The sequence below is a fragment of the Mucilaginibacter sp. HD30 genome (assembly GCF_054061755.1).
The window spans coordinates 3,730,497-3,747,418 of record NZ_JBSSEO010000001.1 but is presented as its reverse complement, the minus strand read 5'-3'; the positions used below and the strand labels follow the sequence as shown (position 1 = coordinate 3,747,418).

Below are 16,922 nucleotides of genomic sequence, written 5' to 3'. Positions count from 1 at the left end.
CTTTGTATTGCCTTTATAAATTGATAGTTTAGTACCATCACATTGTAAACATGAGAACCAAAACCTTGCTAACAAAACGCCTCCCAGGATACACGCTAACCGAAATATTGGTTGTACTCGTTATCATCGGGATACTGACGCTGCTGGCGCTGCCCGTCTTATTGCCGTTGATTACCAAAGCAAAGAGCACGGAAGCAAAGATCCAGCTCCAGCACCTGCAAACGCTGGAGAAAAGCTATTTTTATGAGCACTCCAAGTATACAGACAATCTCTCTGACATAGGGTTCGTTCAGGAAAAACTGAGCAGCGCAAACAAGGAAGGGCGGGCCAATTACCAGATAACGATTGTAAACGCAAGCAGCAACACCTTTATGGCACGTGCTACAGCTGTTGTTGATTTCAACGGCAATGGCACGTTCAACGTTTGGGAGATTGATCAGGACAATAATTTGAAAGAAGTAACGCCAGATTGACGTGTTGTTAAAAGTAGCCATCCTTGTCTTATTAATAATGATTTTTGCTCAGGACATGAAGTCGCGGGCCGTATATTGGTTTTTATTCCCGCTGTTAGCGATATGTCTCCTTTTATATAAGGTGGATGAACAGGGAATCTCGAATACATTGCCGTCTATCATAGTCAACATCAGTTTCCTCGCTATCCAATATGTTTTGGTTTGCGCATGGTTTTCAGTGCGCAACAAGAAATGGACTAATATCACAGCAGGGCTATTGGGCTGGGGTGATGTTTTGTTCCTGTTAAGTTCGGCATTTGGCCTGTCCGTATTCAGCCTTCTGTCTTTTTACATTGCAAGCCTGACCGTTGTCTGCCTTTACTGGATAGTAATAAAAGCGCACGGCAAAGATAATAAATATGTGCCGCTGGCGGGCTTGCAGGCACTTTTGCTAGCTTTGGTTTTCTTGGGCGACTGGTGGTTTTTCCATATTGATCTTACAGGCGACAACTGGGTATTTGAAGCGATCGGGCAATGAGCGCAACAGATGAAATAGCCCTATTGACTGAGCATATTCATTTGCTTACCAAAGACCAGGCCTGGCATTATAAGGTGCTGCCGAAGGCCGCGGAAGGCGACAGCTTGCATCTATATTGTGTCAATTCTGGCAATCAGGACAATCTTTTGGCCGAACTGGAAATCCTCTTAGGCAAAAGGGTGCAACTTTTTCCGATAGATGAAAGTTCAGTGGCAAAGCTGTTATCCAAATATTTTATAAAGGATAACGAGTTGCACGGGTCTGCACGAGTAGCAAGCCCTGGCAATGCCAACGACTTCCTGGTGAACCTGATACAGGAAGCCAAATCATTGAAAAGCAGCGATATTCACATCGAAAGCTACGAGAACAAGTGCCGTGTTCGTATTCGCATAGATGGCATGATGGTGGAAAGATACCTGCTCAAACGCGAGGATTACCCGGCCCTGATCAACAAGGTAAAGATCATGGCCAATTTGGACATTGCCGAAAAACGCCTGCCACAGGATGGACGCATCAATTTCAGGCACCAGGACCAGCAGTTCGATATCAGGGCTTCCGTTCTGCCTACTCTGCACGGTGAAAAGGTAGTGCTCAGACTCCTAAGCAATGATGCCGCCAATATCGACCTTAACAACCTCGGCTTTTCAAAGGAAGACCTGGAAAACTATTTGCAGGGAGCCAGGCAACCCAACGGAATTATGCTGATCAGCGGCCCGACAGGTTCCGGAAAGACAACGACCCTGTACGCCACCTTAAAGCTGCTGAACAAAGAAACAAGGAACATATTAACCATAGAGGACCCGGTTGAGTATACCCTCGAAGGGATCAATCAGGTGCAACTGAAGGAATCAATCGGACTGACCTTCGCGGCGGCGCTGCGCACCTTTTTGAGGCAGGACCCGGACGTGATCATGGTGGGGGAGATCCGTGACACCGAGACGGCGAATATGGCGATTAGGGCAGCTTTGACGGGACACCTGGTATTGTCCACGATACATACCAATTCGGCATGGGGAACGGTGTCCAGGCTGATCGACATGGGCATTCCCCCCTTTCTGGTAGCCAGTACCATCAATACGACCGTGGCGCAGCGCCTGATCCGCCTGCTTTGCCCAAACTGCAAGGCGATGCATGCCTTTGACGAAGCTTTATACCCAAAGCAGTTTAAGCCATATTCGGAGGTAACGCATCATTTTACGGCCCAGGGCTGCGAGCAATGTTACTACACCGGCTATAAGGGCAGGAAGGCCGTATACGAGGTAATTCCCATAGATCACGAACTTGCCGTTGAAATAAAGAACGGGAATATGTATATTCAGAAACTTTTAGCGGACAGGGGAATAAAAACATTGGCGGAAAACGCTTTTAACTTATTTTCCAATGGTTTAACTTCGGTGGAAGAGATATATCCGCTTCTTTTTAATTACTAAACCTTATGCGTATAACTATTTGGCATCTGTTTGTGTTCGTTGTGCTGCTGTGGCCCGGCAAGTTGCTTGCGCAAAGGCAGGATCGAATTGATATCATTCAGCAAAAGCTGGATGCCCTCTCCGCAACCGTCCCAGGTCTGGCAGAACAGGTGCAGCTCAATTTGACCGGAGTAACCATCCGCGACTATGTCAACGTTTTAAACAAAGCTAACAAACTGAGCATCAGCATCGACCCTCAGCTTAATTTTGTCGTTTCCGAATCGGTCAACAACGTTCCGGCCTCCAACATCATTGCGTTCCTGGCCAAAAAGTACAACCTGGACGTCAACGTGACGGGCTCCATTATTTACCTGACGCCCTACACGGTTCCGGTAGTATTGACCCCCATTAGCGTCAAAGACATTAATGTAAAATACAGCCAGCTGGAAAACGCGCTATCGCTCGACCTGAGCAACGACAGCCTGACAGCGGTGGCGCGGAAAATAACTTCGATATCCGGGAGGAATGTGCAGGTGCCAATTTCCATGCAGGGCAAGCGGGTCAGCGGCTTTATCGCCAATGCCCCATTTGACGCGGCGATTGAAAAGCTGGCTTTCTTGAACGAGATCAAGTCAGTCAAAACCAGCGATAATTTTTACGTTTTCCAGCCATTGGAAAGCAATGAGGAAACCTATATCAACGGAGACAGGAACGTATCTACCCGCAAGGTATTCAAACCGGTAGCGCCCGCGAATCCAGCTCCTTCCGGTTTGTTGGTCAGAACGGTGAACGGTCAAAAGGTGATCTCGGCAGATGTCACCAACGTTCCGATTGCCGACCTTATCAAGCAAGCCTCGCGCGAACTCGGCAAACAGACAATCACGTATTCCGAAATAAAAGGAAATATCAGCCTGAATGTGGACGATGTGGGCCTTGACGCCTTCTTGACGATGCTTTTTAAAGGAACTGACTACACCTATCACACAGAGAACGGCGTATACATGATAGGCGACAGCAAGCTGGAAGGGCTCCGCGTTTCAAAAACCATTCAGCTACAGCACCGGACGATCGACACGGTTGTCGCTATGATTCCCCTCGAATGGAAAAAGGGCGTTCAGATAACTGAGTTCAGGGAGCAGAACAGCCTGATCATTTCCGGCGCCAGTTCGCGGATCGCGGAAATGGAAACTTTCATCCGGCAGCTGGATGTATTGGTGCCTGTCGTATTGATCGAAGTGACCCTGATCGACGTCCACAAAACCCGCACGGTTGCTACGGGGTTGTCAGCCGGGGTAGCTGACAGCGTCAAGACAGGCGGGAGTTTATTGTCAGGAATGGACTTTACATTTAGCGCGGGTTCGGTCAACGGCTTTTTGGACAAGGTCGGAAGCCTGACATCGACCAATCTGGGTCATGTCGTGCCTAATTTCTATGTCAATATAAAAGCACTGGAGGCCAACAACAATGTCGACGTAAGATCGGTTCCCAAAATGACGGCGCTAAACGGACACACGGCAACCCTGAGCATCGGCAACAAGGTGTATTACAAAAACACAACACAGAACGTTATACCTTCTTCGGCCAACGTCATTAACAATATCACCAACCAGTTTGTACCCGCCGAGGCCAACCTGACCATCGGATTCCGGCCCATCATTTCCGGAGATGACCAGGTCACGCTCGGTATTAGCATAGACATTTCCGATTTTACATCTATCCCGGCCGACGGATCACCACCACCAACCTCTTCAAGCAAGTTCCAGAGCAGTATCCGGGTGAACAATGAGGACATGATCGTATTGGGTGGCATAGAACGCACGGAAAGAAGCGACAGCGCGTCCGGTATTCCGTTGCTGTCCAGGATACCCATTTTGAAATGGATATTCAGCAGCAAGAAGAAGACCAACGGGAAGATTGTGACGCTGGTGTTCATCAAGCCCACCATTATGCGTTAGAATAGTGGATATGCTCAGCGAACATTACAGGATCGGTCAGGCAGATGGAATAAACATAATCCTCCATGCCAGCGGGGAAGTGGCAGTCCACGCCTGCAGCATTATTGTAAAAGACAACAAGCTCGACATTGACAAAAAATTCATCGATCTCGATAACATTGATGAGCTAAAAAAGCATTTTCCGCAAAAGACGCTGGTTTCCCTCAACCTTTCCGGGAAAGGGATACTGCAGAAGCAGGTGGACAGACTGGAGGAGATCAGTTCCAACACTTTTGCACAGATTCTACCCAACGGCAATCCCGAGGATTTTTATATCCAGCATTTTGTATCAGGAGAGCGTTCCTTTGTTTCCGTTGTCAGGAAAACGGAAGCGGACAAATGGATCGATGCCGTCAGAAATTTAGGTTTTACCCCACTGTTATTGAGTTTGGGCCCTTTCCCTGTTCAGCACGTTATTGGGCAGCTTAATTTTTACGACGAAGACGTCGCATTCGATGGTCACATTGTCAAGCGAAACGCTGTAAAGGAATGGATAGGTTATAGCTATGCAGCCGGATCGACCGCCGGCTTTCCTTTAAAAATAAGCACGGAAGCGATTGACGAGAAATTGATTCTTCCTTACGCCGCCGCTTTTCAATTGGCGCTGTCACCGGACATCGAAGTCATTGCGGCTAACGTAAGCAGTTTGCAAGCGTCGTTGGAAAACGAACTAAGCAACAAAAAACTTAGGGTAAAGGGTTTTGTTTTTTTAGTGGTGTTTTTCCTGTTATTATTATTCAACTTCATCGCGTTTTCCTGGCTGACTGCCGCAAACAACCGACTCTCCGACCAGATAAGTGTATATGCAAGAAACGTTAACGACATAGAGGGAATCTCAGACCAGGTAAAGACAAAGGAAGCATTGTTGACGACGCTGGGATGGAACGGCGGGCCAGGCAAAGCTGCATACGTCGATCAGCTCGCTTCACTGCTGCCGGATGACATTCGATTACTTGAAATGAGTATCGATCCCGTGGATGAAGCCGCGGCACGAACCCAAAGAGCTCTGATATTCGCTGACGGAAAGATCAAACTCGCAGGTAGTTCCGAGAACATACTGCCGGTGAACGAATGGATAGCCCGCATCAAAACGCTGAAATGGGTAAAGTCCACACAAATGGAGAGCTATGTTTACAACGGCGAGTTGGGCTCGGGACAGTTTACGATAATCCTAACGTATTAAGGTATGCTGAAACGAATCCAGATTAGAAAAGAGCACTTGTTTGTTGCAGGCGTGGTTTTGTTACTGCTGATTGGCTATCAATTGGACTTTAAGAAAACCATCGAAGCGTGGCAAATCAATAGAAAAATGAAAGAGCAGCAGGCTTTAGGAGCTGACCTGAGCTACCAGCCAGGATATTTAAAAAGAAAAAACGCTAATTTAGACAACGAGATTTCCCGGTACCGGGCGGATACCGCTGCCTTTCGCAACAGCAGCATTGGCACGATCAGCATCATCGCGGAAAAGCAGGGCGTTAAGCTAAGCGGGGTGCCCGTTCAGGACGCTTCCTTTAACACGGAAAAAGTCATCGTTCAAAAACTGACCTTCGAGGGCGATTTTTTTGCGATCACCAAAACTTTGAATGACCTGCAAAAAACCAAAGACATCGGCGTTATACGTAGTGTCACCTACCATACAAGCCGAATGGCAGGGGAGAAGCTGATTGCAGACTTGTATTTGGAGATCTTGAGAGAGTAGTTTGATTTTTTTGTTCACGATGAAAAACATCGGTTGATGGAAAATTCCGATAAATGGCGACGTTAAGTATTTTCAAAAGGTTTTGCATTATAAAAAAAATGTTTTTACATTAGGTCATCTCTGTTATTAGAGCCTATACCGTATCACGATAGCGGAGACTGTGTCTTTGCTTCCAGTCCGTCATATTGATCGGACGGTTACCGGCCAGTCAGAGTTCGCTCGCAGCGACTTGCTTGCTAACTAACTTCTATCATATCACAATGAAAAAAACCTATCTAAGTCTATTCGCGCTTTTTGCAGCGCTGCAATTATCTTATGCACAGTGGACGACTGGAACCAACATCTACAATACTAATACCGGCAATGTTGGAATCGGAACAGCGAGTCCTGTCAATAAACTCGATGTCCAGGGAGGCAATGGGAGCGTTTACAATAATGGAACAGTAACCAATTTTTTAGTAGGGTCAGCTGCTTATGGAAAAACATCTATATTTCTAGTCACTTCAGCTGACGCCGGTGGATATGGCATCTTGCAGTCGATTGACAAAAGCGGAATAAATTGGGGAAACACGATTATCAACCCTCAAGGAGGCGACGTAGGCATAGGCACAGACAACCCTAAGGGTTACAAGCTCGCAGTAAATGGGAGTGCCATAGCGACCTCTATTAAAGTGATGCTCAATGCCAACTGGCCCGACTTCGTGTTTCTAAAAGACTACAAGCTTCCAACGCTGACAGAACTAAAAACCTACGTAGACAAGAACCAGCATTTGCCGGACATGCCTTCGGCAGATGAAGTGCATGCCAAAGGCCTCGACCTTGGCGAGATGAACAGGCTGCTGCTGAAGAAGGTGGAAGAGCTAACTTTATATTTAATTGAAAATGATGCCAGGTATAAGGAAAAAAATAAAACAGTAGAGTCACTTCAAGTTCAGTCAGAACAGCAAAGCAAAGAAATTCTTGAATTAAAAGAACAAATAAGCAAGTTATCAAAAAATATAGCTCTTACTACCCCTTAATCTTATCAAAAACATGAAAGCCTTCATCCTATCATTTTTAACTGTTATAGTAATTGTAAACACTGCCAGCGCCCAATGGATACAAAGCGGAACGTCGGGTAATTATTATCTCAATTCTGGAAGTGTAAGCATTGGAACAAACTATACCAACTCAGCCAACAAACTGGTAGTTGTTGGTTCTGGATTAGTGCAAAACATTACCAATGGAGTGGATCAAGACATAAATTTCACGCTAACAGCGCCGGGAGCCTCGGACCGATTTTCTCTAATAAGCTCATCCACATCGTCTAGTTTAGCATTGGGGACAGCAGGTTCAGAGAAGATGAGAATTACTAGTAGTGGTTACATCGGAATCGGCACATCCAATCCTCAATCTCCTTTAACCATAAAAAATAATAATTATGGGATAAGTTTAACACCTGGAGGCGGAACATATTACGGGGGGATTGCCTTAAATCGAGAGGTTCAAACGGGAACAATATTCAACAGTGCAGGCAGTGCCTTTCAGATCAACAACGGTGGACCCGACAATAACCTCCACTTTCAGGTTTATAGTGGATCCGGAGCCTGGATCACTGGAAACGCGCTTGTTATTTCCGGTACAGATGGCAGTGTTGGCATCAATACCGCATCGATACCTACAGGTTATAAGTTCGCCGTCGATGGGGCCGCTATTGCCACGTCAGTGACGGTAAAGCTTAGCGCCAACTGGCCCGACTTTGTGTTCCTGAAAAACTACAAGCTGCCGACACTGAACGAAGTAAAGACCTACATCGACAAGAACCAGCACCTGCCCGACATGCCATCCGCTGATGAGATACACAAAAACGGCCTCGATCTGGGTGAGATGAACAGCCTGCTGCTGAAGAAGGTGGAGGAACTGACGTTGTATTTGATCGACCAGAAAACCGAAATAGATCGATTAAGATCTGAACATGTAGATAGCGCAAAAATGCGAGAGCGAATAGCAGCCATAGAAGCAAAACTGACATTATTATCGAATAAACAATAATCCGTTAAACCCTAATACATCACAATGAAAAAACCTTTTCTGACGTTAATCGCGCTTTCTGCTGCATTGCAATTTTCTTATGCTCAATGGACAACTTCAGGGAGCAATATTTATAACTCTAATACCGGCAATGTAGGAATTGGAAACACAAATCCACAGGCTATCTTTTCTGTTAAAGGAAGCACACTTCCCGGCAATATTTGGTCTGGTTACGCGTCTTCTTTACAAGTGGGAGAGTTATTGATTCAAGACTATACTGCCGTACCCCAGGTTGGAATTAGTCAAAACAGTTACTTTGACGGAACCTCAACCAAGTATATTTTAAATGGATATTCTACTACGTTGGGTATGGGATCTAACGGAGGTATTGAGTTTGCAGTTTATAACAGCGGTACGAGCGGAACTTCGGTCTCTGGAACGGGTATAGCTATGAAAATAGCTAACAACGGGAATGTGGGCATAGGTACAACAAGCCCGACAGCAAAGCTGGATGTCAAAGGAAGTATCGTATTCGGTAATGTAAACTCTAATGGAAGATTAAGTGATGAAACAGGTTACGCATCTGTTGTTGGTGGAGTAGGTGCGGGAATTAAATTCTACACTAATGACGGTATATCTCAACCGCTAACTCTTAGTAGCACAGGAAATGTCGGGATCGGCGCAACCCCTATAAATGAATATAAACTTGCCGTCAATGGCGCAGCCATCGCCACTTCTATGAAAGTGAAATTACAAGCCAACTGGCCAGACTTTGTATTCCTGAAAGATTACAAGCTCCCAACGCTGACAGAAGTAAAAACCTATATAGACAAGAACCAGCACCTACCGGATATGCCTTCGGCAGACGAAGTACACGCAAGCGGTCTTGACCTGGGTGAGATGAATCGGCTGCTGCTGAAGAAGGTGGAGGAATTGACATTGTACCTGATCGAAAAAGACAAGCAACTGAAGGAACAAAACGAGCGGATAAACAAACTGGAAAAAAGTGGTCAGAATTAAAAGTATTTGTCAAATGAAAAGAAAACTGTTAATGCTGTGCGTGACCATAGGCTTCGCGCATGCCTCTGCTCAGCGCGTACCGGTATCAGTAGACCGGGCCACGGGTACCATCAACGTAGCGATACCCATATTGAATGCCGGGAGCGGAAGTATATCTGTCCCGATTGTCATGGGATACAGTTCCAGGGGTATACAGATTGAAAATAGGCCAAGCCGAACAAGCCAGGCCACCCCTACAGGTTGGGGATGGGCGCTTCAGGCGGGCGGGCAGATATCGCGCAACGTGCGCGGGTTGCCTGACGATGTCAAGAAGAATGCAGGCGGAGCGCCAATGCTGGGGTGGATCTATAGCGCCAACGGAGCCAAGATCAACAGTTTTACCATTGTCAATGACAACAACCCATCCGTATGCACCGACGAGCAGGCCGATCTTACCTATATCAACAGCAACTTCAATAACTATAACGACACTGAGCCTGATATTTTCAGCATCAACGTTCCCGGGTTGTCTTGCCAGTTCGTCTTCGACAAGGACAGCATAATGAGGACGCTTTCTTACCAGGACATCAGGATAATGAAAACCACCGACCCCGCGTCGGGGCTGATAACCAGCTTCATCGTAACCAATGACAAGGGCGTTAAGTACTATTTTTCTGAAACCACAACGGCAACCAAGCGCACAAAGTTCCTTTACCCCGCCGACAACGGGGCCGCTTTCCCGGTAGATAACCTGAAATATTTTAAGACCCAGTTTTATCAGTATGCGGGACTGATTACCTACAATGACGCATGGCTGCTGACCAACATAATTGACCCCAATGGCAACCAGGTGCAGCTTACCTACAACAGCATCGGCAGCTCGGGAGGCGAAAAGTGGCAGCAGTTGGACGAAAGTCCAGGTGACGATAGCGGGGTGACCGACCTGAGCGAATATACTCTGATGTACCTGATAGAAGAAAGCAAGCAAAGTAAGCACCTGGCAACGATTGTAGCCAACGGCGACACATATACTTTTAACTATTCGATACCTAATGCCTATGAAAACGACGCCCTGGTTAATATAAACGCAAAGGGAGTTAATTACAATTTCTATTATGGAGATTTTGCTCCTGACCCGATGAAGGCGGTAACCAGCGCTACTTTCCTGCGAAGTATAACCACGGACCAGCCTAACTCGCCATTAAACTATTACTTTTCGTATGTAGACCAGACGGGCACTGTCACGACACCGTTTATTACCAGTGCAACTGCGGCTGACCCCTGGGGTTACTATATGGGGAACAGTCACAGTACATTGGAGACCGGAGCTGTCAGTACAACGAACGTAATGGTCGGCATGCTGAAACAGATCCTATACTACGACAGCGGCACGACCGAAATGGAATATGAGTCAAACAGCTATTACAATGCGGGCAGCACCGTATACGGGGGCGGAGCAAGGGTTAAGAAAATAACAGACTATGACGGCATAAATTCGGCTAACAACATCGTACGCAACTACAGCTACCTGAATCCGTCAAGTCAGTCAAGCGGAGTTCCGCTGGCCCTTCCCAAGTTTTCCCATGATACGCCTGCCGGGGAGGTGTTTGCAGGCTACGACCTGGCGAGGGACGACTTTGATGAGACGATCATGTACACCCACGTGAAGGAAAGCCAGACAGGAAAGGGAAGCATTTTATATGAGTATAATGTACCTGGGGGTGCTTTTGACAGTTCTGTTCCATTGTCTGACTGGACGCCAACCGTTTCCTATTCGGCTACTCCAGGTTGTACCGTAAGCAGGGGATCAGTGAGCAACGGTGCCTTTAAGTATCCGTTTGCGCCCAATCCCAATTATAACTTTGAACGGGGACTGTTGAAAAAAGAGACGGTCTACAATGAAGGCGGCACCAAAGTGGCCGAGACCTCCTACACTTACCAACGGTCGTCGTCGCCCTTGGTGATACAGGCGCTTAGGCTGGATGACAACGATTATGTAAAGGTATATTCCAAGTATAATATTTATGCCGGCACCAGCAACCTCATTACTCAAATCGACAAAAAGGTCTTTGATCCCTCGTCCACGACAGTCGGTAAACTTGACGTGTCAAAGCTATACTACACCGGGAGTACGCATAAGAACGTCACGGTACGGGAGGATACCAACAGCGACGGTACGATAACCAAGACCTATACGACCTATACAAAGGACTATAACTCGTCTACGCAGAATACCGCGACGTATTCATTGGTAACCAAGAACATCAACATACCGGTAGAGACCTATACTCAGGTTCTCGCACCCGGCGGAGGTTCCTATAAGACGACCAGTGCGCAATTTATCGATTTCGGGTTATACAACACTGCCATTTCCCTGCAAACGCTTCATATGCCACGTTCCATTCTAAAACTCGTTGCTGCCGACGGCATCACGGGTTTCGTCCCCACGGTCACCACGAATGCCTCTTCGCCGGATTCACACTATATAACCACGACAAACACCATCGATTACGGCAAAAGCGGCAACATCAAGAGCTCAATCGGCATGGACAGAACGCCGCAGGCGCTTATAGCGGACCAGTTGACGCAGCTGCCGCTGGCGGCATTCGGCAATGCAGGCATAACCGAGGTAGCCTACAATAACATCGAAGATGACGCCAATAACCCGGAAGCGTTTACCAAAACCGGCAGTTACACAACCGTGACTGACCGCTCCGGCCGCAGCGCCCTGCAATTTACGAGCACGGGAACGTTTTCAAAGTCGTTGACCAAAAGATCACTGGTCAAAAACTACATATTTGCTGCCTGGATAAAAAATTCGTCTTCAGCAGGCTCATTTACCGTTAGCGCGGCCGGGTCGGCCACGCAAACTGTTGCGCTGAACTATGCAACGGGAGCTTCCTGGAAATATTACGAAGTAAAAATACCCGTGTCCGGCCTTACGGACAACTTTACGATCAGCTTTACAGCGGGAAGTGCCATAGCAATTGACGATATATTGGTTTATCCAGATATATCGGCGGCAAATAGCTATTGTTATGACGCAGTTACCCATCAAACCCTAAGCGAAACTAATACCAGCGGGATAAGCACCTATTACGATAAGGACAAATTTGGGCGCGTCAACCTGATTTACGACCAGGACAAGAACATCACGTATAAGAAAGCACGAAATTACGTATTTAACTACCCCGCATCCGCCATACCGCCTGCAATATTCAATCTAGGCGGTATAAGCGACAACTTTTCATTTTATCCTGGAATTGCCTATTCTTTTAATCCGGTTAATTCATACAGCATTTTTTCCGGCGTTTCCTACAGCTGGAATTTCGGAGACGGCGGCACTGCTACGACCTCAAACCCCGCGCATGCCTACAGTACAGCGGGTTCTTATAACGTAACGCTTACCGTAACCGTCGCCGGTCTGGGTTCGCAAACCTATACGACGCAAGTGGAGATCATAACACCTCCCCCTCCTCCTGTTACCATGGCCGCCTTGTATTTTATCAACAACACCTCCGCGAGCGGGCTGACTAAAATGGAATTCAGGCAGGGTTCGACACTTAAGTATACGGTTTTGTCTACCGCTGTCGGCTTCACGCAGATACTGCCCGGCGCTTATTCAGTTAAGGTGTTTTGCTACGGCGAGGATACCGACATATGCATTTCCACATTGACCGACAGCAGCGAGGCGGATGCCAAAAGCTGGATCCACAGCAACCAGTACACCTTTGCCGTAGACATTGCGGATAATTTTACGCTCACCTTAAACGCCGGAGCCTGTGAATAAGCTAAATAAGATTATCCCGTCCGCATCAAGGATGCATCCGGCATTAGTAACCGTCTTATCGCTGTTGTTCACGTCGCCCTTGTTCGGTCAGACGCGCAGTTACGAGCAGGAGGACCTCATTAAAATATCCGGCGTTACGACGTCCGTTCAGGCCGACGCGCTTAACCAGGCCGAGAAGCAATCGGCCAGGGTGTATTTCGACGGTCTGGGAAGGCCGGTACAGTCCGTGGGGCTACAAGCCAGTCCAAATGGGAAAGACATTATTAAGCCCGTCGCCTACGATGCCTCCGGCATGCAAACCATCAATTACCTGCCATACGCCGCGATGTCGGACAACGCGGCTTATCAAAGCAGCGCGATACCTGCCCAAGCCGCTTTTTATCAGGTGACTACGGACAAGGTGGCGGACAACACCGCGCCGTACAGCGAACGGGTGTTTGAGAACAGCCCCCTTTCGCGATTGCTGAAGGAGGGGATGACGGGCGCCGGGTTTCAGCCCAGCGGATCAGGAACCCAGCATTACAAGACCGTAAGCTACCGCAGCAGCGCAACGGCGGATTACGTGCTGGTCTGGAGCAGTACAGGAACGACCAGTCCCACGTATTACAGCGCCAATTCGCTGTCCGTAGTGGATGCCACCGACGAACAGGGCATTCGGACGATGGTTTTCACGGACATGCATGGCCGCACGGTGCTTAAGCGCCAGGTTAACACAAGTGCCTATCTGGATACGTACTACGTTTATAATGCGGCTGGGCTGGTAAGCTATGTAATACCGCCCAAGGCCACCAAACTGATGATCGACGGCAGTAATTACTCACTGAGTCAGTCAGGCGTGAACAAACTGATATTTAAGTATGGTTATGATGTGCAAGGTCGCATGGTTGAGAAAACCGTACCCTCTGCGGAAGTTGCCTATATAATTTATGATCCCCTGAGTCGCCCGGTGCTGCTACAGGATGCGAATATGCGCGTCGGCAACAAGTGGAACTATATAAAATACGATCAATGGGGTCGCGCGATCTCACAAGGTATTTACACCGATGCTACGCGTACAAACCGTACTGACATGCAGACCTATGTAAGCGGATTAAGCGGCTATAATTCTACCTGGGGCGAGGAACGGAACAGCACCTCGGGTACCGGGTATTATACGAACAGTGTTTTTCCTACAAGCGGCATCGAGCCGCTCGCCTACAGCTATTACGATGATTATGACCTCGACGGCAACGGTTCGGCCGACTACAGCTACCAGAGCCAGAGCCTTACCGGCGAAGGTACAGCTACGGATAAGACCCGCGGGCTGCCTACCATGTTGCGAAAGCGCACCGTAGGCGCCGGTTTTGCCGACATATGGCTAATTAACATAACCTTTTACGACGGCAAGTTGCGGCCCATCCAGACGCGGAGTAACAACCAGCTCAACAGTACGGTGGCAGACGTAAGCACCAAAGTATTGGACTTTACCGGCAAGGCCCTCATTACGAAGGTCGCAAAGGCCACGTCCGCCACGACCACTGTCAAGACGGCGTTCAGTTACGACAGCATGGACAGGCTGACGGCGCTGGATCAGACCTACAACGCGGGTACGGCAACCAGGATAGCGGGATACGAGTACAACGAGATAGGGCAACTGGTAAAGCGCAACCTGCACGACCTGAGCGGTGGAGCGGGGATAGCTACGGACATTACGCTGGGGACTGCCGAGTCGGTTGCCGCAAGCACTACGAAATCGGTAACTGCCACTAACAGTATCACCATAACGCCTGATTTCAGTACCGGACTGAACGCGGAGTTTTCCGCAACGGTAACAGGAACGCCCTGGCTACAGGCGGTCGACTACCGCTACAACATCCGGGGGCAGCTCCTGAGCATCAATAACAGCACGCTTACCAGCGACGGGGTAAAGAACGACGATACCAACGACGTTTTCGGCATGGAGCTGAGCTATGACGAGGCGGTAAGCGGTTTGGGCAATACGGCGAGCTTCAACGGGCAGCTGACGGCGGCACGGTGGATGAGCGTCAATGCTTCCGGCGCCAAGAGCGTTGAGCGCAGCAACAAGTACACGTACGACCAGCTTAACCGCATAGCGGCTTCTTCGTATCAGGACAAGGTCAGCGGCAGCTGGAACAGCAGCGGGGCGTATGACGAAAAGGATATATTGTATGATGTAAACGGGAATATAACCGCATTAAAAAGGAATGCCCTGATAGGCAGTACGGTTACCGCCGTGGACAATTTAACGTACACGTATGATTCCGCTAATCCTAACCGCTTAAAGAATATGGCCGACGGAAGCGGAAGCAATTATACGAGCTATGGCTTCAGGAACCTTACCGCAAGCACGGCGGATTATGTGTACGACGACAACGGCAATATTACTACCGACCCTTACAAGGGACTCACGGAAGAATACAACGTGCTTAACCGGGTGCAAAAGATAACCGTAACGACAGCCAGCGGCAGGTACATCAATTACACGTATGATGCTATGGGTGTGTTAATAAGAAAGCAGCAATATAACAGCAGCACACTGCAAAAGACCACGGATTATGTCGACGGCTTTGTATACGAGGACAACGGGCTTGCTTATTTTGCCATGCCGGAAGGCCGGGTGCGCAACGTGGGCGGCACGCTGAAGGCGGAGTACGTGATTACCGATAACCAGGGTAACGCCAGGGTAAGCTTTGAGAACAACAGCGGCACGGCGAAGGTGGTGCAGGAAAACAGCTACTATGCTTTTGGGCTTATCATGCCTAACAGCCCGGTGAGTACGCCTACCTCGCCTAACAGGAACCTGTACAATGGTGGCAGCGAGTGGCAGAATGATTATGCCGATCTGCCTGATTATTATCAAACTTTTTACCGAAATTACGATGCCGCTTTGGGAAGGTGGACGGGGGTGGATCCGATGGCCGAAATGGCGGAATCGTTAACCGGGTACAATTACTCTGATAATAATCCCGCTATGTTTAATGATCCCATGGGCGACATGACATTAGCGCAATTGCAAAGGAACCTAATATTTTTATTGGGTACTGATCACGGAGGGAGGTTTCGAGGGGATAATCCAAATCAGTTGTTTGCTTACGATAGTGAAGAAGCAGCCAAGAGGTTCAGCGACCCAGGGAATTGGTATAGGTACTGGTCACAAACAGTTAATTCTTATACAAACAGTGAAGGTATTCAAGAGTTTGAGGTAAAAGCGACGCCACACAAAGCCAATCAGGGCGGCGGCGGCGCAACTGTTTATGTCGAAACCGACGGAATGTTCGGTCATACATATATAGAGGTAAATAACGCAGTATTTTCTTTCGGCAGATATGCAGGTGGATCTTCACCACCATTAGGTATCATGGATCCAGTAGGTCCAGGTGTTTTACAAAAAGGCACTCACCAGTTAGCGGTAGATAAAATGAAAAAATCTCCAACGTTAATTTATCAATTTCCTCTGGCTGATGCAAATAAGATCTTTGGTTACTTAAACGGAATCTATAATAGTGGAACACCGAATACTGGAAAGAACGGCGGTATGGTTACTGGAATGACCTATACTTTGCTTGGCCCGAATTGTACAACATTAGTTATTGGAGCATTGCAAGTCGGTGGAGTGAATATTCCTAATCTTGTTTCGCCATCACAGTTTAGAGAATGGGAAGGAAATCAAAACTTATTTATGCCTGCTCATTAATATAAAAAAGGAACAAATGATATGAAGATTTTAACGGTTTTAAAAATTGGCATTATAGTAATACCAATCATATTAATTGTACTGTTTTTCGCTTTAGTAAATGGATCTTCAATCTATAAAGATCAAGTACAAACGTCGGAAGTGATAGTTAAGTTAAAAAAAGGAATAACAACCCAGGAAAGGTTACTTGAATTGAAACAAATTCACGAACTGGACTTAAAAATAAGTAATGAAATGCTTATTGTAAAATGGCTTATCGTCATTTTTATAATTGCTTTAGTTATTGATGCTTGGCTTTACGTAAGATGGAGTTCCTCTGTAAAATCTTAATAAAAAA

The 16,922-nt window shown here is 47.5% G+C and carries 12 protein-coding genes; all 12 read left to right on the top strand.

Annotated features, from left to right (window positions below):
* Positions 1–50 precede the first annotated feature (50 nt).
* The 12 genes from ACVW2L_RS17725 (at position 51) to ACVW2L_RS17670 (ending at position 16,915) form a co-directional block, all read left to right on the top strand.
* A complete protein-coding gene (locus ACVW2L_RS17725; protein WP_457129287.1) occupies positions 51–473 on the top strand; it encodes a type IV pilin protein in 423 nt (140 codons plus the stop codon).
* Between the two features lies 1 nt (position 474).
* Complete coding sequence (locus ACVW2L_RS17720; protein ID WP_457129286.1) at positions 475–990, top strand: hypothetical protein; 516 nt, start codon at positions 475–477, stop codon at positions 988–990.
* Positions 987–2,420 carry a GspE/PulE family protein gene (locus ACVW2L_RS17715; protein WP_457129285.1) on the top strand — a complete coding sequence of 478 codons (1,434 nt, stop codon included), beginning with the start codon at positions 987–989 and terminating at the stop codon, positions 2,418–2,420. Before ACVW2L_RS17720 ends, ACVW2L_RS17715 begins: the two co-directional genes overlap by 4 nt.
* 5 nt (positions 2,421–2,425) lie before the next feature.
* Positions 2,426–4,354 (top strand): type II secretion system protein GspD, encoded by a 1,929-nt coding sequence (locus ACVW2L_RS17710; protein ID WP_457129284.1) that lies wholly within the window; start codon positions 2,426–2,428, stop codon positions 4,352–4,354.
* A 10-nt stretch (positions 4,355–4,364) separates the two neighbouring features.
* Positions 4,365–5,576: a hypothetical protein gene (locus ACVW2L_RS17705; protein WP_457129283.1), complete on the top strand. Its 1,212-nt coding sequence runs from the start codon at positions 4,365–4,367 to the stop codon at positions 5,574–5,576.
* Between the two features lie 3 nt (positions 5,577–5,579).
* Complete coding sequence (locus ACVW2L_RS17700; RefSeq protein WP_457129282.1) at positions 5,580–6,092, top strand: hypothetical protein; 513 nt, start codon at positions 5,580–5,582, stop codon at positions 6,090–6,092.
* A 260-nt stretch (positions 6,093–6,352) separates the two neighbouring features.
* Positions 6,353–7,111 carry a hypothetical protein gene (locus ACVW2L_RS17695; RefSeq protein ID WP_457129281.1) on the top strand — a complete coding sequence of 253 codons (759 nt, stop codon included), beginning with the start codon at positions 6,353–6,355 and terminating at the stop codon, positions 7,109–7,111.
* 13 nt (positions 7,112–7,124) lie between these two features.
* Positions 7,125–8,123: a hypothetical protein gene (locus ACVW2L_RS17690; protein WP_457129280.1), complete on the top strand. Its 999-nt coding sequence runs from the start codon at positions 7,125–7,127 to the stop codon at positions 8,121–8,123.
* Positions 8,124–8,189: 66 nt separating this feature from the next.
* Positions 8,190–9,122, top strand: coding sequence for a hypothetical protein (locus ACVW2L_RS17685; RefSeq protein WP_457129279.1), 933 nt, complete (start codon positions 8,190–8,192; stop codon positions 9,120–9,122).
* Positions 9,123–9,135: 13 nt separating this feature from the next.
* On the top strand, positions 9,136–12,891 hold the full coding sequence (locus ACVW2L_RS17680) for a PKD domain-containing protein (protein ID WP_457129278.1): 3,756 nt from the start codon (positions 9,136–9,138) through the stop codon (positions 12,889–12,891).
* Positions 12,884–16,585, top strand: coding sequence for a DUF6443 domain-containing protein (locus ACVW2L_RS17675; protein WP_457129277.1), 3,702 nt, complete (start codon positions 12,884–12,886; stop codon positions 16,583–16,585). The genes ACVW2L_RS17680 and ACVW2L_RS17675 overlap by 8 nt, the downstream gene beginning before the upstream one ends.
* A gap of 21 nt (positions 16,586–16,606) precedes the next feature.
* Positions 16,607–16,915 (top strand): hypothetical protein, encoded by a 309-nt coding sequence (locus ACVW2L_RS17670; RefSeq protein ID WP_457129276.1) that lies wholly within the window; start codon positions 16,607–16,609, stop codon positions 16,913–16,915.
* Positions 16,916–16,922: the final 7 nt, after the last annotated feature.